Source organism: Pseudobdellovibrio exovorus JSS (assembly GCF_000348725.1).
Taxonomy (GTDB): Bacteria; Bdellovibrionota; Bdellovibrionia; order Bdellovibrionales; family Bdellovibrionaceae; genus Pseudobdellovibrio; species Pseudobdellovibrio exovorus.
This window is the reverse complement of sequence record NC_020813.1, coordinates 1,125,068-1,150,559: the sequence shown is the minus strand read 5'-3', so window position 1 is coordinate 1,150,559 and position 25,492 is coordinate 1,125,068. Positions and strand designations below refer to the sequence as shown.

Sequence of the window (25,492 nt, the reverse complement as noted above, 5' to 3'; positions counted from 1 at the left end):
TAAGCTCTATGGAAATATTCAAATTCGGTGAAACTCTACTTAATTTACCAATTCATGCCTACCGCTTCAAAGCAGCCCAAAATCCCGAGAAAAAAGCCCACGTTTTAATCATCGGCGGCGTTCATGGTGACGAGCCAGAAGGTGTTGTGGCCGCTCGCGGACTTTTAGAGGTTTTTCGCCAAAAGTACGATTTAGATTTAAACATCACTTTACTTCCTGAGTTTAACCCTGAGGGGGTCCTTTTAAAGACTCGCGGTAATTCAAACAAAGTGGATCTGAATCGCAATCTACCAACGAAGGATTGGACCTCTGTTGCCGCAACAGAAAGGTACAACCCAGGTCCATCGGCTCTTAGTGAAAAAGAAAACCAAGCCTTAGTAGCATGGTTAAAAGAGCAACCGACCCAATTGATTATTTCATTGCACTCATGGAAGCCCATGTTAAACACTAACGGCGATATTCCCGAAGCAGCTATTATCGCCAAACACACAGGCTACGTCATCGAACCTGACATTGGCTACCCCACACCAGGTTCATTAGGAACCTATGCGGGATTAGAAAATCACATCCCCACTTTAACTTATGAAATCGAACGCGATATTAAATTCGATCAAATTATACGTGTGCACGTTCCGGCCATCATTGAAGGCCTTAAAGAAAGCGCACGTATTCGCAATCGCTAATTTTAGTCATCGTATTTAAGTGTATTAATTAAATAAGGAGCCCCCATGAAAGAACTTATTACAGAACTTTACGACAAATCCCCTGCTGCGAGTGATATCACATCAGAACAAAAACAGACGATTTTGTCTGTTATCCAAAAAATTGATCAGGGTGAGTTGCGCGTTTGTGAAAAACAAAATGGCCAATGGGTAACTCACGAATGGATCAAAAAAGCGATTCTTTTATACTTTAAAATTCAAAACAATATCGTTATGGGTGATAGCCCGATGAACTACTTCGACAAATTACCTGTAAAAAAATGGACAGGTAATGAAGGAGTTCGCGTTGTTCCACCGGCTGTGGCTCGCTTCGGAAGTTACATTGAAAAAGGCGCGATCCTAATGCCTTCTTATGTCAACATCGGCGCTTACGTTGGCGCAGGCTCTATGGTAGACACATGGGCCACTGTAGGTTCATGTGCACAAATCGGAGCTAATGTTCACTTAAGTGGCGGCGTCGGCATCGGCGGAGTGCTAGAGCCTGCACAAGCCCAACCTGTGATTATCGAAGATGATTGCTTCATCGGCAGCCGCTGTATTGTGGTTGAAGGCGTTCATCTAGAAGCCGGAGTTGTTTTAGGAGCTGGCGTGACCATCACAGCTTCAACTAAAATCATTGATGTGACAGGCTCAGAGCCGCAGATCATGAAAGGCCGCGTGCCCGCTAACTCGGTCGTCATTCCAGGAAGCGAGAACAAAAGTTTTTCAGCTGGAACATTCGGAGTCCCATGTGCTTTGATTATCGGAAAACGTCAAGAGTCGACAAATAAGAAGACCTCTTTAAACCAAGCACTTCGCGATTACGCTGTTAGCGTTTGATTTTAAAATTCTATTAATTCTTCTGGCGCAGTAACAGCGCCGGTTGAATACCTAAGGTGGTTTTGGCTGGCAAATAAGATCCAAGAAAGGCCAATGTCGAAGCCACTAACAATACAATCCCAACAAAAACAGGATCCACAGCTGAAGGAATAGAAGAGTCATAGTAAATATTCGGAAGAATATTTACCGGATTGTATTCAATATACAAACTGATCCCGACCCCTAAGATAGTTCCCAAGGCAATAGCGCCGCCCGCAATCCAAAGTCCCATCTTCGTGAATAGCCACAGAGTTCTTTGCTGTGACATTCCCAGTGTTTTAATAATCGCAATGTCCCGCTGTTTCTGTGACATCAAAAGAGCCAATACTGTCAGAATAGACGACGAGGCAATCAACCCTGCCAAACCTAAGAATGTACCGATCATCAAGCGTTCCATTTTTAAAGCAAAAAAGAGATCCGAGTTTTTCTCTTGCCATGTTTCGGACTTAATTCCTTTTTGCAATAATTGTTTTTGAACAGCATTGGCTTTATCCACCGAGCTAAACCAAATATGATCGCCACTGCGTCGACTTAATGTCTGCGAAAACGACTTCAGTGTAAACTCACTATTAAAGAGCATTAACTTAGAATCTAAATCGTACAGGTCCGTCGCCAAAATTCTTTTTACAGTGACCTTTTGAAAAAGCGGTGTTTCTAACGAACTTAAAAGTAAAGTCTCTGGCGGGATCAAAGTGACTTCATCCCCTTCCAGTAGACCTAACATCCGCGCCAGATCGATACCCATAGCCACTTCGTTAGTTCCTAATTGCAACTGACTAAAAATACCACTTTCAAAAAAGACACTTCTTTTTTGACTGCGCATTTGTTGCAATTGCGACATCCACGTCGAGAGTCCCTCAGTGGTGTATCCTAAAGCTTCAGCCCCTCTGAATTGGCCATCAATCGTACGAACGATTAAATCAAATGCCTGATAGGAAAGACGTTGATCACTTCCGATGACTTCTTTGACATCATTTTCTTGGGCCGGACTGTGCTGAGTTGTCAGATGTGGCTCTAAAGCCATGATGCGGGTTTTGATATTGCGGTTCATGCCATTCATCACAAAAAGCACAATAAAAAAAGCTGTTAGACTTAACGTAATAGCAACAAAGGATAGGATTGTAATACGACGAATGAGCGCTCCAGAACGAGCAGATAAAACTAATTTTTTCAGAAACAAATAACTGAGGCTCTTCAACTGCATTTCTGAATGATAAATCAGTTTATAGCGATGTACACTTAGAAATGTACGATCTTTTTAAATTCATTTTCGTCATCTAAATAGATCAGCCCATCTTCTACGAATAAAGATGTAGCTCCTAGGTGACGCGCTGCCACTGGATGATTGTTAGTCATGTAGATATGGCGGATATGCCCCTGCCTTTGCCACAACTGAATCCAATCCAAATAGTTTAAAAAGACTTTTTCACTTACTCCCACCGCTGGGTCTTCTAAAATCAACATCTGCGGAGTTTTAAGTGTTGGCAATAACATCAATACAAGTTTTTGCGTCTCGAATTTAAGTTCGCGAAACTTCTTATTCAAATGTCGTCGTAAGCTAAAATACTCAACTGCTTCTTGAATCATAGATTCATTGGCCATTGAGCTTTTCAAAAGATCGCTGACTAAAATATCTGGCGAAGGACGTTGCGATTCAAAATAACACCCGACAACTTCATGTAAAGCACCGATATCTTCTAAATCGCGCAAACCAGCCTCAGACCAACGCACTTTGCCGGCTTGTGGCTCCTGTCGACCTGCTAAAATTTGAAGTAAATGCACAGCATGGGAAGGGTTAGATGACTGCACCACTACGGTTTGGTCCATTGGAAAATCAAGGTCTACACTTTTCAAAACTGTATCGAAGCCTTCAACTTGAAAGCTGACATTTTCGAACTGAATATGATCCAACGCGGACTGTTTTATCTGTGCCATAGTAAATAGCATTTCGGAATAAGACATTCCCGTCTGAACTAGACTTAAGCTCTGTTCTGGCGGCACTCAAACTACGTGGTTTTAGCCCTTAATATTGGCTATGAAAAGAAGAGCCATGGGATCAATGTGATCACAGGATAACAGAGTGATTTAAAAGCCTCTGTCATGACATCCCAGTAGGAATTTTCATGGATACTCGCTGTGATAACATACGGAGAAATCTGGATTTCGTTTGGAAAGTTTTCGCGAAAAGTCTTATAGGCGCGATACATATGCAAATGAGACGTAATCAAAAGAATGTTTCGACACTTCAGCGTTTCAACGACCTGTAAACTCTGCACGGCATTTCCATAGGTACTCCCCGATATTTTTTCTAAAACAATATCATCACTTTGTATTTCGGGATAATACGGCAATAACGGAAATATCTGATGAAGCTTCGTGTCTTTGTAAACACCCGAAACAATCAGCTTGTCGATTTTTTTCAGAGCAAGAACCTCAAAGCCTTCACGAATTCGCCCTGCGGAACCCGTTAAAACCACACCACAATCGTAGTGAGGCAAGTGATCCATAGCCACTGGGGGCATGGATCTGAGCACTTTATTCTTTTCTAGTAGCAGCAGGATCACCACCACAACTAGAAAAGAAATAACAGTTAATGTCTTTTTATACTTAAATAGCCGCAAAGTTCGCCGTCACTTCGATTTCTACATTCACGCCTTTTGGTAAACCACTGACAGCTACAGTTGAGCGAGCAGGAGGTTCACTTGTAAAACGTTTTGCATAAATCTCATTTACCGCAGCAAAATCCGCCATATTAGTTAAAAAGATTGTTGTTTTAACAATATGTCCGAAGGTCAATCCCTGAGCTGTTAAAACAGCTTCGATATTATTTAAAACCATTTCCGTTTGCTTTTGAATATCACCAGTGAAAACTTCTTGTGTTTTCGGATCAATAGATACCTGTCCTGAACAGAAAAGAAAATCACCCATGCGTACCGCTTGTGAGTAAGGACCAACAGCTTTCGGAGCATGATCTGTGTGTACGATTTTTTTCATAAATACCCTCTTTCTTAATTTAATGATTAAAAGTAGAAAATAACACCAGCGCGGAATGGATCATCGGCCACAGTACGGAAACGAGTATCACCTGCCGTTGATAATCCCAACCCACCTTCAACAGTAAAAGCCAAGTTGTCTAAGCCAGTAAAGAAAAATTCCGTTCCTAAAATACCCAGAATCTCAACGCCGCTTTCTTTGCCTGATGCTGGGTTTTCATGACTGACCATACCTAATTGACCACCCAAATAAAAATTCATATTGGTTTCAAAGTAAATCATCTTACGCAATCCCGCATTTACTTGGAAAGCGTTATAACCTTTACGCGTGTCCAATCCTGCCCCGCCCGTCACTGCGTATCCTTTTTCTGGATAATAAGCGACCGCGAGCGAAGGTAAGCTATTAGAAGTATTGTTTTTAATCCCAATCCCTAAGCGATGAGTCAGGTCTTTCGCTAAAGCCTGTGAAGAGATCATTAAAATCATCCCTGTTAATACTACACTTGTTAAGACTACTCTTTCTGTCATTTTTAGTGTCATTTTTAAAACTGTTTTCATCTGTATAAACTCCATTTCGCAATCCGTTTTATAATCTTTTTTTGCACTCTCTATTTTGCACTTAAGCCTATCAAATACATTTTTTTTCGCCTAGACTGTGTTTTATTTGACACCTCAGCTAAGAATGAGTCTGATAGTACTAGTACTCTGGAGGATATTCATGCGCGGTTCAACATCAATGGGTCTGATGACTGTATTTTTAGCATTCACCTTTAATACACACACGGCACAGGCCATTTCTGTAAACCCTATTCTTGGCGAAGAACTTTTCATAGAGCGTCCCCTATTAAAAGAGTCCGTAATCAAATCTGAGTCAGAAGAAATCAAACTACAACCGATCTCTCATGGGATTAGAAAAAAACCTATTTTCGGTTTGGTTCCCGTCAACGTTTACACTTTACAACTTCTGACCGCTTCTCCGAAAAAACTTATCCATACCGCTGAAGGATTTCTATCGTCTTTAAAAGCCTCAGGCCCCGCTCAGCTTAACTTTACTTTTTTAAGAAATATGCCCGGCGATCGCATTTCAAATTCTTTAAAAGAAGGCCTACGCGCCAACAAAGTCAGCTTGAAAGATCTTTCTCCTGAGCTAGAACAATTCCTACAACAAATTTCAGATGTCTCTGAATTCCAAAACAACAGCAACCTCACCTTAACTTTTGAGTGGAAAGCTCAACAGTCATTGGTACATATTTCCCGCGGAGCAAAACTTTTGAAAAGTATCTCAGGCACCCCTGAGTTTGCCGATCAATTGCTTTCTATCTGGTTTGGCAAAGCATCTGACCCTAAACTTAATGAACTCAAGAACACATTGATCAACTGATCAATATAGAGGTTTGAATTATGGACTCACAGGCCCGCTATAAAATAACCCGCATTCTTTTTATTTCTTTCGTTTTTGTTCTTTTTGGCCTGATGTTTATGCCTTTTGCTGGTGCTCTATTGCTGGCCTCCCTGTGTGCTTTCGCTTTACATGACTACCTCGGCTACATCACAGCTCGTGGTATCAAACGAAAATATGCCACGCTAATTCTGACATTAGGGGTTCTTTTCTTTGTCGCGGCTCCTGTCATCTTTATTGTTTTGCGCGCCGTTACCATTATTAAAAATTACTCAGCGCAAGGGTTCCGCGACACTCCGATTTATCAGTCCACCGAAAAACTTCTTCATGATGTTACAGCTTATGGTAGTGCCTTAGCCGAACGCATTGGCTTTGATACATCTAAGATCCCCCACCCTGTTGACCTTTTAGGAAAATACTCCGGAGAGATCGGCTCTTATGCCACCAGTTTATTGGCGAGCATTCCCGAATTAGCTCTTAATCTTTTTGTCTTTTTCTTAGCTCTTTATTACTTCTTAAACGAAGCTCAAACAGTAAAGTCTTACTTTATGCGTTTGAATATTTTGTCTCAACGCGAAGCGAACAATATTATCCGTATCATCAAAACCAGTAGCCATCTGACTTTTGTTGTCTCTATTTTGATTGGCATCCTTCAAGCCTCTATCGTAGCCGGAGTAGCCTACTTCGCAGGGTTCAGCGAATTCTTCATTATCTTTATCGTCACAGCCGTTTTTTCACTGATTCCAGTTTTGGGTTCAGCTCCAACCGCACTGTTTTTGATGCTGACTGCTTTTGTTCAGGGAAATACTGGCGGCGCTATTGCGATGTTAGTGGCTTCAGTGGTTGCTGGAAGTGTCGATAACCTGATTAAACCTGTTATCCTCAACTCAGCTGGTGAAGATCAAATTCACCCTATCTTGTCACTGTTGTCTTTGATCGGAGCCATCCTGATGTACGGATTCATAGGTCTGCTACTTGGTCCGATTATCACCCAATTAGCCCTAAGCCTTCTGCCTGCAATCGTGTCATCATCCTCAGATGAGGAAAAATCAGGCGAAATTGAGGCCATTCAGAGCTAACTCTGTGCCTATCGCAGGGTCAGGCAGCCCTTTTTACCTGCCCAATTCAGCCGGATTGGGCTTGGATTCTTCAAGAGGGTCTTGATTTTACCCACAAGTTTCAATATAACTAACAACACTGTCTTTTACTCTGTGGTGGCCGTAGCTCAGTTGGTAGAGCATCGGATTGTGATTCCGAGTGTCGCGGGTTCAAGCCCCGTCGGTCACCCCAATTTTCTCTCTGTAAGAACCTATTCTTTCAATTCAACAAAACCGAGTTCCTGCTCTAACTTTTGGATTTTAATAACAAAAATAGACTTGCTGTTACAATCCTAACACTTTCAATACCTTAAAGTGCGGTTATTTCCCTCTTAGCCTGTGGCATTGGGTCCCTATTTTGCTTTTCATATCAGTATGAAAACATCATTCATGAAACCTTTGTTTGCTCAGCTATTGTTGGCTCCACTGTCGTTGGCTCTTGGTCTTACACTGACTTTAAGTGCGTCTTTTGCTCTAGCAAAGAATCGCACTCTGGATTTTGAGTTGAAACCTCTGCCCACAGCTCAATCCAGCGAAGCTCAAATCAGACAGGGATTGATGCAGCTTTATCGTGGCAATATCGATGAGGACCGATTGACTCAAACGATTACAAAAGCCGAAGAGTTCCAAAACTTCATCTATGACAGCATTGAAAATCAAATTCACACAAACAAACTCATCAGAGCCGAAACTTCTGAACGCTATCTAACAGGCCGATTCGTTAAAGAAACAACAGTCAGATTCCCAAGCCTTATTCAGCGAGATGGCGATCATCCCGCAAATACAGTCGTAGCGCGCATTTACGAACCAACAGGTCGACCTTCTGGTTGTGATTATCAATACCCGACAAGCATTTTCTTACATCATATTTTAAATCAAGTCCCACAGATAGAAACGGCCGCAAAAGTGATGAGTGCCGGAGTTCTGAATCAATCGGCTATTATGGTTGTCTTGCACATGCCCCACTACGGAGAAAGACGACTTGAAGGAGATGAGTTCCTAACAAATGACCTCAGCACTTTTAAGCGCAATGTGGCTCAATTAGTTCTGGATGTTCATGTTCTTAGAAATCTTCTGGAAACACGTGACAAAGTTAATCCCGACAAAATTTCTTTAACCGGCATTTCCCTTGGATCTGTGATGGGCATTACAGTTGGAGCCTTCGATCAGGGTTTTGAAAGCTACGGAAATTTAGTTGGCGGCGGAGACATGGCGAATATTTTATTTAATCGCGCTAGCACTCGCCCCGACAGCGAAGTGGCTGTTGCTTTACAAGGGCTTGATCTTGACGAAGACAGCATGAGGGACGAACTTGCAGCTATTGATCCAATCACATGGTCCCATCGCTATCAGAATAAATCCGTATTTATGTTAAGTGCTTCGCGTGACGATATCATTAGCTACGATGCCAGCGTCACTCCACTGTTAGGTATTCTTCAAGAAAATGGAAACCAAGTACGCCATCGCGTGAATGATGACACGCACTCACCAAGTGGATCAGCCCTGGATAAATTCCGAAACAGCTTCCGTCCCTTGATGAAATTCATCGTCGATGGAAGTCCTTCGATGAACAGAGTTTGCCGCCCTTAATTGGCGGCAGTATATCTATGCTGGCTCAGAAGCTGTGTTTAAGGCTTTGATCTCTTTTACTTTTTCAATATCACCCACAACCCAAAGCAAATCACCTAGCTCAAGCACCATAGATGAGTCTGGGTTTAAAATACGCTTATCATTGCGTTCAATACCCACAATCAAGCCCGAGATCGAATGGCGCAGTCCACTGTCGCGAATGCTTTTGCCCACCAGTGGAGAGGTCTCTGTCAGGCGCATCGATTTAAGACCGAAAGTCTCTTCGTCATGTTCCACCATTGGGACTTTTTCATCTAACACTTGCTTGATCTTTTCTAACTGCTCGTCAGTGCCAATGATAAAAAGTTTATCATACGACATGATCACCCAGTTACGATCCGGAGCTACGTAATTCACGTCCCCACGCTGCACGATGGTCACAGATACACCGAAACTTTCTTTCAGTTTCGATTCCATCAATGTCATCCCGACAAGTTTTGAATTTGGATGAATTACAAACTCAGCTAAACCTACATCCCACGGCACCAGTGATGAAAACTTTTTAGCTTCTTTATCATCGTGCTTCGGACCTTCTAAGTTTTCTAAGAAGCGAGCTTCAATTTTACTGTAAACCTTATTAGAAAAACGACTCGCAGCTAAGATGACAGCTAAGACTAAGAACACAATAATCCCAGCTAAAGAATTAATCGACAAGAAGCCATTAATGAAAACGGCTGCCAAAATCAAAGCGAAGAATCCGCGTGTTAGCTGAATACCAAAGCTCAATTTATCCAAACGAGCATGATCTTCTTCCGATAAGCTTTTAGCTTGCCCGAATGAAATCGCCCACAAAAATGGAGCTGCAATCAGTAGCGCACTCACTGTCAGCAACAATGAGCTTGTGAAACCATAACCCAATACTTCCACAATCATGTTCAGCACAATTTTTTCAGCAAATAGGAAAATAGCCACTACGACAATCGTGTTGATCAAAACACGGAATCCAAAAGCCCTCCAAAGTAACTTAGCAATCCCCGGTTTCCCGCCCTCGGACTGAACTGCCGCCTGATAGCGAGCTACAAAGTTCAAGGCCGGAGTTGGAATTTTAGCTTCTAACCATGTACAGAAAGGATCTGCAAACTTAATCATGTACGGAGTCGTAAATGTCGTCACAGCTGATGCGGCAACGGCAATTGGATACAAGAAAGGACTGGTCACTTTCAAGGTCATCCCTAAAGTAGCGATGATAAACGAGAACTCACCGATTTGCGCCATACTCATACCCACCTGAGTCGAGTGACGAACACTATTCCCTGAAATCAAAGCCCCTAAACCAGTACCAAAGAATTTCCCTACAATCGTCACCAATGTGACGATCAGAACTTCATAGCGATATTCTACTAGAACGTTGAGATCAATTAGCATACCCACCGAAACGAAGAAGACAGCGGCAAATAGATCGCGCACGGGATGAATTAGTTTTTCAATGCGCTCACCCTCACGCGTTTCTGCCAAGAGTGATCCCATAATAAACGCACCCAAAGCCGGAGAGAACCCCACCTGAGTGGCAATGATCACCATCAAAAGGCAAAGCCCCAAAGAAACCACAAGGATGGTTTCATCGTTTAAGAATCTACGAATGCGGTTGATAAAAGATGGAACTAGATAAATTCCCATCACAAACCAAAGGATCAGGAAAAACCCAAGACGCGCACTAGAAGACAACAACTCTGTACCAGAGAAAGTTTGCGAGATAGCTACTGTTGAAAGTAAAACCAACAACAAGATAGCCACGATATCTTCAATAATCAGAACCCCGAAAACTAACGAAACGAATCGTTTCGATTTCAATCCCAACTCATCAACAGCTCTGACGATAATCGTAGTTGAAGACATCGACAGAATGGCTCCCAAAAAGATACTGTCCATTGAGTTCCAGCCCATCATCTGCCCGACGACATAACCTAGAGCAATAACCGAGACGATTTCAAATGAAGCTGTAATGGTGGCCGTTCGGCCGACCTTCGCCAGCTTTTTAAAGCTGAACTCTAAACCCAAGCCAAAGAGTAAGATAATCACACCGATTTCCGCCCAGATATTAACGGCGCTGGTGTCTTTGATCGTCGGCATAAATGGAATATTGGGACTTACTAATAAGCCCGCCAATAAATAGCCCAGAACTACAGGTTGCTTTAATTTTTTGCAAAGAATGGTCACGATAGCTGCCGTGACCAAGATTACTCCAAGGTCTTGAATTAATTGAGGTAAATGAATCATGGCTCATAGTACAAATGCGCATTTCATCGCGCAATGAAATACTCGGAACTTTATTTTTATCTGTTAGGCGTTAGATATTCGACCATGGTCTAGTTATTGTTTTGAGAGCTTATTAAAACTAATACCTTTTATCCTAAAGGAATATCGTGGACATAATAAGCAGACAAAGGACCATACCCATGATCAAAAACACACTTTTATTTTTCAGCTGCCTTGCCAGCGCCACTTACTCTTATGCTCACTTAGGTGACATCGACCCTAATTCAATCCAGGCTGTCTATGCCGATTTACCGCTTCTAAAAAAAGCCAACATTCCTGTGCTTTACTCAGATGATAATTTGCAAGTGGGGTATGCTGTTATTTCGGGACAAATGCAAATGCGTCTTTCAGAAATGGCTCACCAATATGGTCGATGTGGAAACTACGAAGTTTTAGAATCTATTCCTGCAGATTTACACACAGTACGCAGCTCGCTTGAAGAACTGCAAGGAATTCAATCCCGCGATCAACAGTACTTATCATTGGCTCGTAACTTGTCTATCAGTGCTCGTCCTGAAATCACAGACGCATTACAACACCTTCAGTCTGATAACATTCGCAAAACTGTAGAGTGGTTATCTAACTACCCCACTCGTTTCAATCGTGGACCTGATGCCAATAAGCACGTTCAAGATTTTTACGAAAAACTACAACAGATGACATCTCAGGCCCCATTCCCTGTTGCAGTTGATTTAATCACGCACACGAACACACCTCAAAAATCTATTCGCGTTTCGATTAAAGGTTCCGAGCGTCCAGATGAACATGTCATCTTAGGTGGACACTTAGACTCTATCGTGGGCTGGTTCGGAACAGGTCGCGCTCCAGGTGCGGATGACAACGCTTCAGGCTCGGCTAGTTTATTAGAAGCTTTACGTGTGCTTTTAAGTCAAAAACAACCGCAACGTACAGTTGAGTTCTTCTGGTATGCCGGTGAAGAGTCAGGTCTTTTGGGATCAGCTCAAATCGCTGAAACTTATAAGAATGAAAAACGCAATGTGATCGCCGTACTTCAATTGGATATGACATTATTTCCAGGCGATGGCCTTTATAAAATTGCCAGTATGACAGACTTCACAAACCCATGGTTACGTGATTACTTAAAAGCGATAAATACAACTTATCTGAATATTGAAATCCAAGAAGATCAATGCGGCTATGGCTGCAGTGACCATGCTTCATGGCACAGACGTGGTTTCCCTGCGATCTTTCCAACAGAGTCAAAATTTAAGTCTTCGTTCCAGTATATCCACACTGAAAAAGATGTGATCTCGCCGCTATTGAGTTTTGAACACTCTTTAGTTTTCTCGAAAATCGCTTTAGTTATGGCGATGGATCTTGCGAACTCAAATGAAAAAATGCCTTCTTTCTAAAGAAGGCATTCCCCGTATCAATTCTATTTTTTATTAACTTAAATTACTGATTTACTTCTTAGCCGCTTGATAAAGCGGCATTACTTTTGGTAACAACGCAGTGATTTCTTTGATACGCGTTGTATCTGATGGATGCGTTGATAAGAACTCTGGCGAACCGCCGCCACCAGAAAGAGCTCCCATCTTCTTCCACAATGTCACAGCCTCTTCTGGATTATATCCAGCGCGTGCCATTAACTCTAACCCCACAGTGTCGGCTTCAGACTCTTGTCCACGTCCATACTTCAAAGTTAAAAGTGTTCCTAAAACGGCGCCGCCTTGAACATAGGCTTGGTCCACTCCATAAACAGCTGCCAGCAAAGAAGCTCCCGCAATCATACCTTGTTGTACAATCGCCTGACTGTAGCGCTCACGCCCGTGTTCACGTAAGGCATGGGCGATCTCGTGCCCCATAACAGCCGCGATCTCGCCGTCCGTCATTTTTAATTGTTCGATAATCCCTGTGTAGAACATGATTTTTCCACCGGGCATACACCACGCATTCAGTTCATTAGAAGTGATTACATTCACTTCCCAATTCCACTTCAAAGCATCAGCGCGGAATATAGCTGTGTGCGGAATTAATCTTTTTCCGATCTCTTGCACGCGCTTGGTTTGAGCGGCATTGGCATTTAAAGTTTTTTTCTCTTGAGCTTCAGCTTTGATTTGATCGTACCCTTTTGCCGATTCAGCTTCGATCTCGGCTGCAGATACTAGCATCAACTGTTTACGATTGGCTCCCACAGCCCCTTCATCAGTTGAAGTGGCGCAGGCAGATAGAATTAAAAGAACGATAATGATTTGGATATTTTTCATGTCAGAACTCTACAAAATTCATCGAGTTTCGCAAAGCTCTGACTTGTCGAGCTAATTTTTAACGGCAGCTGTTTCTTGAAACAACATTTTGACGTTGTTGGCAGTCTAAGATACGGCAGTTGCTGGCCCAGTTATTTTGACAAGCTCTGTAGGCCTCATCTTGAGCATAACGGTAGTCATGAGACACACCATAGAACGTAATCCAACGACCACTGCGATCTAAGCCTTCAGCGCGGCATTCAACGTTAACAGCAGTACATGTTTCAACACATTGACCATGGAATCTTAAGCACTCACGACAGCTATAGTGTCCACCGCGATGCTCTTCGTGACCACGATCATTTGCTGTACAAACAACATTACCTGGATAGCTATGCGGAGGTGGATATGCAGGAGGACGAGGATGACCTGGGCCAGGACGAGGTGGGTTTTTAGGTCCGATTTTATCTTTGATCACACCGCCGATGATTCCACCGATGATACCGCCAATGATGGCATCTTTTTTATCAGCGTGAGCGTTGATTGCGAAAACTGTTAGCAGAACGAAAATAATTGGTTTCATTTTTACCCCATTTTGTTTGTTTTAAAACTGTTGCTATGGGGTATTACAAAGGAAGTGCCAAACTATTTTGGCACCACTTACTGACTGATATGGCCTTACGGCATTGGAAGTTTAACTTTTGCTAACTCAGGATAACACTTAGTCAAAATCATCTTCGCCTGAAAAACAGTCAAAGCAAATTTTCCTAACATCACTTTTGCATTATCTGGAACTGGCTTCGAGTAGAAATCATGGCATTGAGCAATGATTTGAGTCTGATAACGGATTAGAGGCGTGATAGGAGCACAGTTCAGTTTTTCATTCACTTTGTGCTTTGTTAATAATTTATTTAGCTCAAGTAAACTTGGATTTAAAGTCTGTGTTACATCACAGGCTAAATCCCACTGCTCTTGAATGTTCATATGTTGATGTGAGTATAAACGCACTTTTTCAAGGTTAGCATTCACCACGTTAGCCACAGCACCCGCTACTCTGAAAAATTGCTGCCACCCACCGGACTCTTGGTTTGTCTGTTGGTTTATTTGTGCTTGAGCCGATATAGACATCAAAAATACCAAGCTCAGGACTGTCTTTTTCATATATTTCCCCTCGTAAATAATGATCTAGGCCCCAGTAGTTATAATGTTTTTCCCGACAAATCCAGTATTAATTCAACCTGTCTTAAGCCAAATTTCAGCTCACTCTCTATGCAATTTGACGGCTATTTCGAAGTCTGGACTCTGGTATTTTTTTCAAAAAAAGATCGTCAAGTCATGCAAGATCATTTAGCGTATAGATTCAGCCATGCAGGTAAAAAAAGACGAGCTTATATTCATTCAGGGCCAAAAAGGTGACCATGCCTACATTATCGAAGAGGGGCAGGTCGAAATATTCCATAAGCTTAAAAATGACCAAGAATCCCACCTCGCTATCTTAGGCCAAGGTGAACTTTTCGGAGAAATGGCTCTGATCGACACTAATATCCGCTCAGCCTCTGCCCGTGCATTAAGCGACTGCAGACTTCTCGTGATTGAAAAGAATCAATTGATTGAAAAATTAGACGCCTCTGATTCTGTGGTGCAATTGATGATGAGAATCCTTTTGCGCCGACTTCGACAGCAAAATCAATCCAATACGGGTATCCATCTAGAAGATACTGCCATTCAACAACACGGATTAAGTGCTGTTGATAAATTGCGCTTTGAAAGTCAAATCAATACAGCTTTTCAAAATCGCGAATTTCAAATCTATCATCAACCTATTCACGACCTTGCTCACAACAAACTGATCGGCTCAGAAGCTCTGATTCGTTGGGAAAGCCCAAGCCAAGGTTTAATTTCGCCAGGTTACTTTGTCGATGTTTTAGAAAACTCCTCTATGATTGTTCCTGTGGGCTATTGGATTTTTGAAGAGTGCTTTATGCACTTCAAACAAATTCGTGAAAAAGCCCCCGCGAACTTCACTGTCAGCATTAATGTTTCTGGACGCCAGTTTGCCCACCATGATTTCCTTCCGACGCTGAAAGCACTTCTGATCAAACACGGAGTTAAAGCTGAAAACTTTAAATTGGAAATCACGGAGCGCATTCTCATGGAAGGTGGAGCCATCATCGATGTTCTGAACCAATGCCGTGATATTGGTTTTGAAATTTCATTAGATGATTTTGGCACTGGGTTTTCGAGCTTGCAGTACTTAGCGCAGATGCCGATCAACTATATTAAAATTGATCGCTCTTTTGTGATGAACGTTTTAAAAGATGAGCGCACACGTGCGATCATCCGCTCGATTGTCTTTTTAGCCAGTCAGTTAAATGTTAAAGTGATCTCTGAAGGCATCGAATCCGAAGCCGAAGCCAGTGTGATGTACGGCCTTGGCTCTGATTATGGACAAGGCTACCTTTACTCAAAGCCTATCCCCCTACCTCAGTTCTTAAAGGATCTTGAAGGACAAAAAAGGTCCCCTGCCAGTTTTTAGACAGTAAACCTCCGTCAGGTCTGTATTACGCTATTTTAAATGAAGACTCATTTGGAATACTTTTGGCATCTACCCTCTTATTCATTTAAACGAGGTAGAAAATGTCAGTCAAAATGCACGCTATGGCTATTGGTATTCTGTCCCTTACATCTATGGTGGCCCATGCGACCTTGAATATCAGCATCCCCCGTGGTGAAAAGACTGTCTCATTCCGATCACCTCGTGGACAAAATGAGATCTGTGTTATCCCCAAACACTATCCTGGCATTCAGTACAAAAATCGCAGCCTGAAAAAAGAACAGGAGTTCTGTTCTTATAGCTTTTATGATGTCAATGGCAGTGAAGCTGCAGCAGGAATGAATCCTTTAGCTATTTGCGCTAAAACGAACAGTACTAATCCCGCTGTAAATTTATTCGAGGTCCGAGCCGGACAAAGCAAACGCTCTGTTGAAGCCGCCAACTGCGCCGGCGCTAAAAAAGCTGGAAAATACAAGAACAGTACAAGCTGTAGCTACACCCCTGCTATTTTAGCTTATTATCACGTTTCACAAATTCTAGGAGGCATTGGACGAGTGCCAACTGCCGTCTTACGTACGATGGACCGCAACACGCATCTTGAAATCGCACAGGATGGGTTAGCCAACACACGCAAAGGCGATTTGATCAATACCACATGGAGTGGGCTTCACTCTATCCTGACACAAGGACTTTCTAGCTCACGTAAAGATTTAATTTTCACTCAAGATGGACAGCAATCTTACGGGGCTTTTATTGAAAACCCTAATAATGAAGTTTTCTATCGCGCCCTTTTCAATGCTGGTAGCGATCGCGCCGCCGCTTTCCGCGATGGCAATGCTGTCTACAGATTGGTTCGCGACCAAAGACCACTGAGCCAAATCGTTTCCGCAACATGGAATCAAGAAAATCTACAAAAGCTCTATGCTATGCGCGACACCACTGAATTTATTGTTTTAGATCACATTCTGAATCAGCAAGACCGCTTCGGCAATATCGCGGCCCAACCTCGCATCACTTATTTCAAAAAAAATAAAAGTGGCGCGTGGAAATTAGCTTTAGAAAGTAAGATGGAAGATTACACGAAAGATCTACAGGAAGGTTCTGTGGATACATCACGCGCTCCGATCACAGTGAGCTCAATGATTTTAAAAGACAATGACTGTGGCGTTTCAAAAACCAACGTGGTTAAGGCTGCAGGTCTATTACGACATGTTGCCCACATGAGTGCCGAAACCTACCAAAAGATCATGCAATTACATGGAAGTATCCAAGCTAATAAAGCCTTTTTCACAACTGAGCTTTTATTCACCGAAAGAGACTTTCAAAGCGTCAGCGCTAACTTGACTGAAGCCGTACAAATTCTAAAAACAAACTGCCGCTCGGGAGCCTTAAAGCTAGATCTGAATTTGGATGAGTATCTGAGCACAGGCAGAACGACTGCTGCCAGTTGTGAGTAATTTTATCCTAGCAACTGATTCTGGGCAGTTCTCAAGACAATTAATAAATCTTTGCGATCAACTCTTATGTGTTTTGTTTTATAGTACTCTCTAACTATTTTATTAAATCTTTCGCTAAACGACCTATGCCCCCACATGTACATCTCCAATAGATCTATCGCAAATTGAATTTCTAGAATTTCAATTTTTTTAGCATTAATTGACTTCTGCTCATACATAGACAAAATTTCTTTGTGTCGGTTACTTAATATCTCCCACTTATTCACATAGTCCGTTCTAAGACTATGATTATATACAACAAACAGGCCCGTTAAAGTCATTGAAATAATTAATATTCCTTTTACCTCTTCGAATGAAAAAGATTTATTTGAAGGTCCTCCATTAATAGATGCTATTTCTCTTTTAGTTTTAGAACCTCCTATATCCCGAATTAAACTCATGGAAGAAACTGAGTCTTGTCTTTGAACAGAAAAACCATAAACCATAACAGAAAATGTAATCCCTAGAAGCATCGGATACGCTGCATGAACAGGATTTCGCGAAGCTGCCGGTCTATTTTTCGAAAAATGTCCTCTAAAAAAAACTAAGTCTTCAGGCTTCCATTGTTCTAAAATTTCTATCTTATCCTCAAGTGTATCTTTGAAGATTGGCAAAGAGTTAATGCCTGATGTAATAACCAGAGTAAAAAACATCGTCTTAGACATTAGAATAATATCATTATGAAAAAATATAATCCCAAGAAGATTAAAAAAAATAATTCCTGTCCAATGCATTGAATATCTTAGATGCTTACGGAAATCTTTTTTAAAAAATAACACTCCAATATTAGCAAACAACCATAATGTTATCGCAATAAATAAATATCCTAAGTGCCAACTTTGAATTTCCCAACCAAAAAGTGAATTTTTCTTCTCTACAAATACTCCGACACGCTCTCCCAACACATAGGCCCATAAGGCTGCAAATACAAAATAGAAATTATATCGATACAAACAAGATAAAATATTTTTAAATTTCATCTTGTTTGTATCGGAATAAATTAATCCAACTTTAGTTATTCAAAGTTTTGTATTCTTTTGAGATGTGGCATTTGGAGCGGGAGACGGGGCTCAAACCCGCGACCTTCGCCTTGGCAAGGCGACGCTCTATCAACTGAGCTACTCCCGCAATTGCATGAACTGCGAAGTGAAAATTTAATAGAAATACTACCCTGCTGTCAACAAAGATACTGAAAAGTACGGACATGGAAATTCATAATCTGCACATTATTTGCTACTAAAATAAACATTTCCTACCCCATAAAGGACTATTGTTAGCAAGATAGGCTAAAATCATTTAAACTTCCTAAGTGAATATCGTCCATCTTCTATCTCAGAACCACTTAACAGGTGCCGAAGTCTACGCTGTGGCCCTAGCCGCTCATCAAACAAACAGCGGCCACCAAGTGTACCAAATATCCAATGGCTTTTTTAGCGAGTCCACAGCCCTGCAAATACCGATAGAAGTGGAAACACGTTCACGTTGGCAAAGACTGCAAAACATTCTATGGCTGCGTCGCTTTATCAAAGAAAATAACATCCACGTAATTCACACGCATTCACGGGCCGCCGTCAAGTTAGCCTACTGGTCTACCCTCTTTACAAAGACGGCTGTGGTTTCAACAGTACACGGGATACAACATCCCTCGTTTTCAAAGAAGATTCACAACCAATATGGACAGTTTATTATCGCTGTCTGTGAAAATATAAAGAGGCAATTGATTCGGGATTTTAAGTACTCAGATAAGATGATCAAAGTTCTTCCGAACGGGATCAGCTCTGACCTTTATAAGTTCGAAAGAAAAGCGGCGTCTTTACCTTTACGCCGTATTGCCATTATTGGTAGAACAACTGGTCCTAAAGGCGAACGAACAGCACAAGTCCTTCAAGCTTTTCAGTCAGACGAGTTAAAACACCTCGATTTAGAAATCAGCTTGGTTGGTGGAAAAATCGCGGATCTTCATCTGCCAGAAAGCACAACACAGAAGGTTCAAGAAATTCAGAATGCAACTTTAAATAGTCAGTTCTATGCTCAGTACGATTTAGTGATTGGCTCTGGTCGCGTCTGCATGGAATCGTTAATTACAGGATGCCGTACGCTGGCTTTTGGTGAAGCCTGCTATGTGGGGACTGTTACAGATGAAACTTATACTTTAGCTAAAACTTCTAACTTCGGCGATGTTCACCCCGATTCTAAAAAACCACAAATTAACACAAACCAATTCGTTCAAGAAATTTTGAATCCACCAGAAGTGAATACAGAAGAACTGTCTGCGAAAGCCTCTGAGGATTTTTCTGTACAGAACGTAGCTCAATCTGTTGAGCGTCTTTATGAGTCCGCTTACTTTTTAAAACATTACCCACATTGGATTCCGACGTTGATGTATCACAAGATACCCAACCATGAAATTCAGTCGCAGCACAAAATTTATGTCACAAAAGCGAATTTTGAAAAACACTTAAAATTTTTTAAACGTCGTGGGTTTGAAACTTTGACCTTTTCTGAGCTAGAAGCTTTTCGTAAAGGGACACGAGACTTTTCCCAGTTCCCACCAAAACCTCTTATGCTCACCTTCGATGATGGCTATCGTGATAACTTAGAAAATGCGTCGCCGCTTTTGACTCAGTATGGATTTAAAGCGCAATTATTTTTGTTAGCGAACCCCGAAATCAATAGCAATAACTGGGACACTTCCAGTACAGATGAACCCTCACACGAAATTATCGCCGGAGCCGAAAGACAAAAGTGGAAGTACTCGGCTTTCGAAATAGGATCCCATGGATTCTCTCATAGGAAGATTACAGATCTGACAAAAGAGGAAGCTCTAGAAGAGTTACGACTGTCTAAGGCCTCATTAGAGAAAGAACTTTCTGTCCCTATAAATGTATTTGCTTTTACCTATGGAATAATCAGTTCTGACTCGGCCGAACTCGCGCAGAAGGCTGGCTACAGTTATGCCGTCAATACAGATACTGGCGGCCTGCTACAGGAACAAGATCCATTCGCTATCTTTCGTGTGAATATCTTCCCCGATGAAAGCTTATGGTCTTTATTCAAAAAGACGTCGCGTTGGTATAGAAATTATTATTTTAAAAAACGTGGAAAGTAGTCAGCACTAGCCGACTACAAGCCAAACTGATGTAGCACAAAGACCACCGTCACAGCCAAGCAATAGGCCACAAGGTTACTGAAGAAAAGTTGTAAGAGCGCAGGTTTCCACGAACCCATTTCTCGCTTCAATACCCCAACTGTAGTCACACATTGCAACGCAATCATAAAGAAAATCAGTATTCCCACGACAGATGCTGTAGTGAAAATCGGAGTCCCATCTGGGAATGTGGCTTCTTTCATGGCCGTCATCAGGCTTTGAGTTTGCGAGTCTTCGTTTTCATCACTGATATTAAACGTCAATGCTAAAGCTGATACGAAAACTTCGCGAGCTGCGAAAGCAGATATCAAACCAAAACCTACACGCCAGTCCACACCCATAGGGCGGAAGATAGGTTCCATCGCCTGCCCCACTTGGGCCGCATAACTGTGTTGGGCGATTTCAGTCGCCTCTGGCGCGTCTTGTCCTTCAGCCACTTCAGGGCGCGGGAATGTCGTCGCAAACCATAACACTAAAGCTAATACTAAAATGATCGGACCCGCTCTAAATACAAATGACTTCGCCTTCAAAAGTGACTGACGCAGAATAAACAGAAAATGGGGACGACGATATAATGGTAACTCCATAATCAATCGTGATTTGGCAGTGTCATCAATAAAAACAGCAATGATATTGGCCGCTAAGGCGCCAACCACAATAGCTCCGAAATAAAGAATGGCCATCACAAAGCCTGCCATCAATGGATTGCTGTCACCGATCAAGAAACCAATCATCAACGCATAGACAGGTAAACGCGCCGAACACGTCATAAAAGGAATAATACTTTGAGCAATTAAGCGCTCTTTTTTAGACGTGATATTTCGTGCTGCCATGACCGCCGGAATGGCGCAGGCAAAACCGGATAAAAGAGGAACAAAGGATCTTCCACCTAATCCCACCATCGAAAGCGGTTTATCAATAAGCGCCGCTACACGCGCTAAATATCCCGTAGACTCTAGAATGCCAATTCCTACAAATAAAATAAAAATCTGAGGAACAAAGATCACCACACCACCAATAGCGGCAATCAAACCTTCACCCAAAAATTCCCCAACCAAACCAGGGATGTTTTCCGTCACTGCCGAAACAGCTGTGGCAAAAGCTGTATCGATCAAATCCATAAACGGCTGTGCCAACCAATAGATCGAAGCAAACAACACCGTCATCACAGAAAAGAAAATCACAAAACCAAAAATAGGATGCATTAAATACTGATCTAAATTGTGGCTTAGCCTTTGAGCGGACTTCTTTTCATCACGTTTTAAAATCGTTTGCGAGTTAACTTCGGCAGCCCATTTGATGATTTCGACCTGCTCATCCAAGCTCCACTGTGGACAGGCAACCGCATCGACTTCTGGCACACCAGCCGCAGCCAAAGTTTGTAAGATCTCGTCTAAGCCTTGTCCTAATACACCATCAAATAAAATAATTTCTGAATTCAATTCACTTTTCAGGCGGGCCAGATCAATTTCTGATCCTTCTTTTCGAATTAAATCACACATCGTTAAAACAAAGACGGCCTTATATCCACTTTGCAAAACTTGGCGTGCAATAATTAAATGACGTTGCAATTGGGTCGCATCTAAAACGACAACGACGCCATCAATAGCGCCCACGCGATGCTCTTTATCAAATAACACATCATGCGTAACTTGTTCATCTTCTGATTGTGGCACTAAAGAATAAATACCCGGAGTATCGACGATACGAAGTTCTTTTGCTTCGGCTACACGCTCTAACAACTGCGGACGAACTGAACCTGCACTGTATTCAACAGTTGAACCTGGGTAGTTAACAGTTTTTGCTTTTGAACCTGTCAGCCAGTTGTATAATGTCGTTTTACCCGAGTTTGGCGAACCAACTAGTGCCCACGTAGACATGCAAACTCCTCTTGATTAAGTGCCAAACGAGTTGATCCATATTGAATGATGATCACAGATTTGAAGGACACTTTTGAGACAACTTTCACTTCAAGCCCAGGATGTAATCCCAAATCAAATAAACGGCGCACTAAATCCTTATTAGGAGATTCAATCTTTTCGATAATAAATGTCTGCATGGAGGCCAACCTTATGATGTATGGACAATGTCTTAAATTTACACCTGCAAAGAGTCAACTTATTGAGATTCATTATCACTTGGCTATCAGTCCGTTTTCATTTGACTTTCATTTAGAAAAATATAAAATGGTTTTTAAGTCATCATAATCAATATAATTACGATTGAGCCAATTTTCAGGCTCAATATACACGGAGGCCCCCATGGACAAAGAAAAAGTCATCGAATGCTTAAACGAACTTCTTGAGAACGAATTAGCCGGTGTTGTTCGCTACTCTCACTACGCATTTATGGTTTTCGGACATAACCGCATCCCTATCTGCTCATGGTTAAGAAGCCAAGCTCAAGAGTCTTTAACTCACGCGAACCAAATCGGCGAACACATCACAGCTCTAGGTGGACACCCCTCTTTGAAAATCGGGTCTTTGTTAGAATCTAACAAACATAAGATCAATGATATCCTGAAAGAGTCTTTGGGCCATGAAACTCACCAAGTATCTGTGCTTCACAAACTATTAAAAATGGTTGAAGGCAAATCGATTTTATTAGAAGAGTTCGCACGCGAAATGATCGTAGACGAAGAAATGCACATTGCAGAAGTTGAGAAAATGATCAAAGAACCTAAATAGGGTTCTTTGATTACACTCTGTAGTTCCAATTTAAAATAGATATCCGACTCTTAAACCAAAAGAATCCGAATGATTCTTAGGCTCCACAAATGTCTGACCGTTCGTTGATACACTGTTCGAGCGGTTCAGATCCCAGCGCTCATAGAAACCGCCCAACTTCCAATCTGGGTTCCAACGATAACTTAAACCTACAACAATGCCATACCCCGTTTGATCCATTTCTAGATCTTCATATCCGCCACCGACATCGGAAAGATTAGATCGTATTTTGCCATAGATAATCTGATCATATTCTAGCTCTGCAGAAAACTTTCCAATATCACTGTTAAAATCTAACTCAGCCCCAACTGGGATAAAAACCCACTGCCCTGTACGTTGATAAAAGCCAACTCCCTCACCCATATCGTACAAATAGCGAAACCCTAAGCCTGCAAAAAAACGAAAAGTCTTTTGCACTTCAAACTCAAAACGTGTCGCCACCTTGGCGATCATATCTTTAGTCTTCGCCTCATAAGGCACACAATTATTCAACTGGTTACAGAGCTGTCCTTTATAATCCAACAGACCATAAAGAAAGTTGCCGTACAGTTTTCCATTGCCCAAAGCGCTGCTCCAATACCACTCAGCCCAAACTCCATACATCAAACCCGAATGCTCAACTAAGCTAGGTTCGCTGTACGCGTAACTGCGCAGTTCCGCACCTAAAGTGAAACTTTTCGCAGTCGCCGCTTTTTGGGAAGGTTGGATTTGCGCCTCAATTTGAAATCCGAAAAGCAGAATTAGAAATGAAAGATAAAATTTCATGCCTCATGGTAACTGACCCTACCTGCTTAAGTCTAGTTTTACTCGACTATCTTAAAGTATTACGACCTTCATCCCGAATTGAACATTGTGACAGCAAAAAACCAAACCTTAGTATTATTCATCTTTGTATTTTTCACCTCATTCACGGCTTTAGCCGAGGTCTTGCACTGGTCACAAACCTGCAAGAACGGAGAACTTGTTGTACAAAACAACAAATCAAGACCGCTCTCTGTCTGGCTGCAAAGTTTTGATAAAGAACTTTTAGATGAAGTTGAATACTCCGTTGCTGGTTATTCAAAAGTTTTTATCCCAATTACGAATACAGAATTTCACTCGCTACTTCACTTCAGCGATAGTGGAACTCTATCCGTTAACTATCATTGTGATGACAAAGTTTATCGTTCTAATACTCTTGAAGGCGGAGTGCTGACTTTTAAGAAAACTCCCATCATTCAAAATTTCCTTTGGCTGCAAAATCTATACAGCGGCACTAACGAATTCGAGATCGAACTTCTACAGAAAGATCACAGTGTTTTAAATCAGTTCAAAGTAACTCTAGCTGCTTTTGAAAATCACCTTTTTAAAGTGCCCGACTCAAATGATAACTGGAGTTTTATCCGCGTAAAGGCTTCCCATAAATACTCTAGCTTCAACATTAACAAAAAAGGCAGCGAAGAAGCTTTTCACATTCTACCTCAGCAAAGTGCTGTCGACCTTAATGCCGCCTACTTTCTAGTGGGACCACAAGCTGGAAAAGATGATAGCTTCATTGTTAAAATCCAAGATCCGGATATGATTGCCCGCGCTCGTGACTTAATCCAAAATCCACAAAAAGAAAAAATGCTATTTGCACGCATCCAAAAGGATCATCAGGGATTTAACCGCAACTGGAATAAAGCTGAAAAGAACTACTGGTCATGGTCAGTCACAGAGGTCACTAACTTTGACGATTTCGGCAGCATCACCTGCAATGGAACTCCGCAGGAATTAGAAGATCGCGTAGATTTTAAAGTCAATACTGTGGGAAGAATTTGCTTCTGGGACTATCGTGTAAAACGAGAGTTAAGCCCTACAGAAGTTTCAACAGGACTTAATCTAAAACCTTAATGGATTAATTTAACTTTCAGAAGAGTACGGAATATTAGCTTACTTCTGTACTGGCTTTTTGCCCACGGGTTTCTTCAACACTTACACGCACTTTTTCAACGCCAAGGCTTTTCATTTTTTCAAAAATACTTTTTGCGAACAACCAAGATAGATTTTCAACGCTTGTGTTTTGGATCGGCAACCAAATGGTCTCGTTTATAGGAAATGAATAAAATCGATCACGGAAGGTGATCTCGTAGTTCTTACCATTGGCACTCTCTTGATATTTCATGTCCGAATGCGCCTGTGGTAATAAAATATGTTCATCCCAAATATCGCATTGATCTTTGATAATTTTTTTAAGGACATTAAAATCAACAAAGTATCCCTTACCGCCTATGGCGTCCTCGCTGGAGCAAAAGATATCGACCTCTACCTGATAATTATGGCCGTGCAACATCTCGGCTGATTTTTCATCAAAAATCAAAAAATGAGCAGAAGAGAATTTGAAATTTTGCTTTGCCAAATGTAAGGTGGTCTTATTCATACGAGGTAA

25 protein-coding genes and 2 tRNA genes are annotated in these 25,492 nt (G+C 41.8%); 12 read left to right on the top strand and 15 right to left on the bottom strand.

Annotated features, from left to right (window positions below):
- Positions 1–8 precede the first annotated feature (8 nt).
- Both A11Q_RS05660 and A11Q_RS05655 read left to right on the top strand, forming a co-directional pair.
- On the top strand, positions 9–683 hold the full coding sequence (locus A11Q_RS05660) for a M14 family zinc carboxypeptidase (RefSeq protein ID WP_015469834.1): 675 nt from the start codon (positions 9–11) through the stop codon (positions 681–683).
- Positions 684–728: 45 nt separating this feature from the next.
- Positions 729–1,541, top strand: coding sequence for a 2,3,4,5-tetrahydropyridine-2,6-dicarboxylate N-succinyltransferase (locus A11Q_RS05655; RefSeq protein ID WP_015469833.1), 813 nt, complete (start codon positions 729–731; stop codon positions 1,539–1,541).
- Between the two features lie 13 nt (positions 1,542–1,554).
- On the opposite strand, the gene A11Q_RS05650 is transcribed toward A11Q_RS05655, so the two are convergent.
- From A11Q_RS05650 to A11Q_RS05630, 5 genes are all read right to left on the bottom strand, one after another.
- Positions 1,555–2,784 carry an FtsX-like permease family protein gene (locus A11Q_RS05650; protein ID WP_083860483.1) on the bottom strand — a complete coding sequence of 410 codons (1,230 nt, stop codon included), beginning with the start codon at positions 2,782–2,784 and terminating at the stop codon, positions 1,555–1,557.
- A 35-nt stretch (positions 2,785–2,819) separates the two neighbouring features.
- The gene (locus A11Q_RS05645; protein ID WP_148284943.1) at positions 2,820–3,515 is read right to left on the bottom strand and encodes a hypothetical protein; all 696 of its coding nucleotides are present in this window, start codon (positions 3,513–3,515) and stop codon (positions 2,820–2,822) included.
- A gap of 98 nt (positions 3,516–3,613) precedes the next feature.
- Positions 3,614–4,201, bottom strand: a complete 588-nt coding sequence (locus tag A11Q_RS05640) for a YdcF family protein (RefSeq protein ID WP_041575106.1) — start codon at positions 4,199–4,201, stop codon at positions 3,614–3,616.
- Positions 4,188–4,574, bottom strand: coding sequence for a RidA family protein (locus A11Q_RS05635; protein ID WP_015469829.1), 387 nt, complete (start codon positions 4,572–4,574; stop codon positions 4,188–4,190). Before A11Q_RS05635 ends, A11Q_RS05640 begins: the two co-directional genes overlap by 14 nt.
- A gap of 26 nt (positions 4,575–4,600) precedes the next feature.
- Positions 4,601–5,131 (bottom strand): hypothetical protein, encoded by a 531-nt coding sequence (locus A11Q_RS05630; RefSeq protein WP_015469828.1) that lies wholly within the window; start codon positions 5,129–5,131, stop codon positions 4,601–4,603.
- 160 nt (positions 5,132–5,291) lie between these two features.
- Between A11Q_RS05630 and A11Q_RS05625 the strand changes: the two genes are divergently transcribed.
- The 4 genes from A11Q_RS05625 to A11Q_RS05610 all read left to right on the top strand — a co-directional run bounded on the left by A11Q_RS05625 (position 5,292) and on the right by A11Q_RS05610 (position 8,659).
- Positions 5,292–5,954, top strand: coding sequence for a chalcone isomerase family protein (locus A11Q_RS05625; protein WP_015469827.1), 663 nt, complete (start codon positions 5,292–5,294; stop codon positions 5,952–5,954).
- 20 nt (positions 5,955–5,974) lie between these two features.
- The gene (locus tag A11Q_RS05620; RefSeq protein WP_015469826.1) at positions 5,975–7,051 is read left to right on the top strand and encodes an AI-2E family transporter; all 1,077 of its coding nucleotides are present in this window, start codon (positions 5,975–5,977) and stop codon (positions 7,049–7,051) included.
- A 135-nt stretch (positions 7,052–7,186) separates the two neighbouring features.
- Positions 7,187–7,262 (top strand) — tRNA-His (locus tag A11Q_RS05615).
- Positions 7,263–7,444: 182 nt separating this feature from the next.
- Entirely contained in the window at positions 7,445–8,659 is a 1,215-nt protein-coding gene (locus tag A11Q_RS05610; protein WP_041575104.1) for a hypothetical protein, read from the top strand.
- Between the two features lie 15 nt (positions 8,660–8,674).
- Here the strand turns inward: A11Q_RS05610 and A11Q_RS05605 are convergent, their stop codons facing one another.
- Positions 8,675–10,915, bottom strand: a complete 2,241-nt coding sequence (locus A11Q_RS05605; RefSeq protein WP_015469824.1) for a cation:proton antiporter — start codon at positions 10,913–10,915, stop codon at positions 8,675–8,677.
- Positions 10,916–11,094: 179 nt separating this feature from the next.
- Here A11Q_RS05605 and A11Q_RS05600 point away from each other — a divergent pair, with 179 nt between their 5' ends.
- Positions 11,095–12,327: a M20/M25/M40 family metallo-hydrolase gene (locus A11Q_RS05600; protein ID WP_015469823.1), complete on the top strand. Its 1,233-nt coding sequence runs from the start codon at positions 11,095–11,097 to the stop codon at positions 12,325–12,327.
- 51 nt (positions 12,328–12,378) lie between these two features.
- Here the strand turns inward: A11Q_RS05600 and A11Q_RS05595 are convergent, their stop codons facing one another.
- The 3 genes from A11Q_RS05595 to A11Q_RS05585 form a co-directional block, all read right to left on the bottom strand.
- Positions 12,379–13,182, bottom strand: coding sequence for a M48 family metallopeptidase (locus A11Q_RS05595; RefSeq protein WP_015469822.1), 804 nt, complete (start codon positions 13,180–13,182; stop codon positions 12,379–12,381).
- Positions 13,183–13,240: 58 nt separating this feature from the next.
- A complete protein-coding gene (locus A11Q_RS13460) occupies positions 13,241–13,744 on the bottom strand; it encodes a hypothetical protein (protein WP_015469821.1) in 504 nt (167 codons plus the stop codon).
- A gap of 95 nt (positions 13,745–13,839) precedes the next feature.
- A complete protein-coding gene (locus A11Q_RS05585; RefSeq protein WP_015469820.1) occupies positions 13,840–14,322 on the bottom strand; it encodes a hypothetical protein in 483 nt (160 codons plus the stop codon).
- A 205-nt stretch (positions 14,323–14,527) separates the two neighbouring features.
- On the opposite strand from A11Q_RS05585, the gene A11Q_RS05580 reads away from it, so the two are divergent.
- Together A11Q_RS05580 and A11Q_RS05575 are read left to right on the top strand one after the other, a co-directional pair.
- Positions 14,528–15,697: an EAL domain-containing protein gene (locus tag A11Q_RS05580; RefSeq protein ID WP_015469819.1), complete on the top strand. Its 1,170-nt coding sequence runs from the start codon at positions 14,528–14,530 to the stop codon at positions 15,695–15,697.
- A 101-nt stretch (positions 15,698–15,798) separates the two neighbouring features.
- A complete protein-coding gene (locus A11Q_RS05575; RefSeq protein WP_015469818.1) occupies positions 15,799–17,172 on the top strand; it encodes a hypothetical protein in 1,374 nt (457 codons plus the stop codon).
- Between the two features lie 2 nt (positions 17,173–17,174).
- On the opposite strand, the gene A11Q_RS05570 is transcribed toward A11Q_RS05575, so the two are convergent.
- Together A11Q_RS05570 and A11Q_RS05565 are read right to left on the bottom strand one after the other, a co-directional pair.
- Entirely contained in the window at positions 17,175–18,191 is a 1,017-nt protein-coding gene (locus tag A11Q_RS05570; RefSeq protein WP_015469817.1) for a hypothetical protein, read from the bottom strand.
- Positions 18,192–18,263: 72 nt separating this feature from the next.
- Positions 18,264–18,339 (bottom strand) — tRNA-Gly (locus A11Q_RS05565).
- Positions 18,340–18,520: 181 nt separating this feature from the next.
- On the opposite strand from A11Q_RS05565, the gene A11Q_RS05560 reads away from it, so the two are divergent.
- On the top strand, positions 18,521–20,320 hold the full coding sequence (locus A11Q_RS05560) for a polysaccharide deacetylase family protein (protein WP_015469816.1): 1,800 nt from the start codon (positions 18,521–18,523) through the stop codon (positions 20,318–20,320).
- 14 nt (positions 20,321–20,334) lie between these two features.
- Here the strand turns inward: A11Q_RS05560 and feoB are convergent, their stop codons facing one another.
- Entirely contained in the window at positions 20,335–22,239 is a 1,905-nt protein-coding gene (gene feoB / locus A11Q_RS05555; RefSeq protein ID WP_015469815.1) for a ferrous iron transporter B, read from the bottom strand.
- On the bottom strand, positions 22,221–22,418 hold the full coding sequence (locus A11Q_RS05550) for a FeoA family protein (protein ID WP_015469814.1): 198 nt from the start codon (positions 22,416–22,418) through the stop codon (positions 22,221–22,223). The genes feoB and A11Q_RS05550 overlap by 19 nt, the downstream gene beginning before the upstream one ends.
- A gap of 202 nt (positions 22,419–22,620) precedes the next feature.
- On the opposite strand from A11Q_RS05550, the gene A11Q_RS05545 reads away from it, so the two are divergent.
- Positions 22,621–23,046, top strand: a complete 426-nt coding sequence (locus A11Q_RS05545) for a ferritin-like domain-containing protein (protein ID WP_015469812.1) — start codon at positions 22,621–22,623, stop codon at positions 23,044–23,046.
- Positions 23,047–23,076: 30 nt separating this feature from the next.
- Here the strand turns inward: A11Q_RS05545 and A11Q_RS05540 are convergent, their stop codons facing one another.
- A complete protein-coding gene (locus A11Q_RS05540) occupies positions 23,077–23,850 on the bottom strand; it encodes a hypothetical protein (RefSeq protein WP_015469811.1) in 774 nt (257 codons plus the stop codon).
- Positions 23,851–23,937: 87 nt separating this feature from the next.
- Between A11Q_RS05540 and A11Q_RS13455 the strand changes: the two genes are divergently transcribed.
- Positions 23,938–24,957, top strand: a complete 1,020-nt coding sequence (locus A11Q_RS13455) for a BP74-related protein (protein WP_015469810.1) — start codon at positions 23,938–23,940, stop codon at positions 24,955–24,957.
- A 34-nt stretch (positions 24,958–24,991) separates the two neighbouring features.
- On the opposite strand, the gene A11Q_RS05530 is transcribed toward A11Q_RS13455, so the two are convergent.
- A complete protein-coding gene (locus A11Q_RS05530) occupies positions 24,992–25,483 on the bottom strand; it encodes a 6-pyruvoyl trahydropterin synthase family protein (protein WP_015469809.1) in 492 nt (163 codons plus the stop codon).
- Positions 25,484–25,492 lie beyond the last annotated feature (9 nt).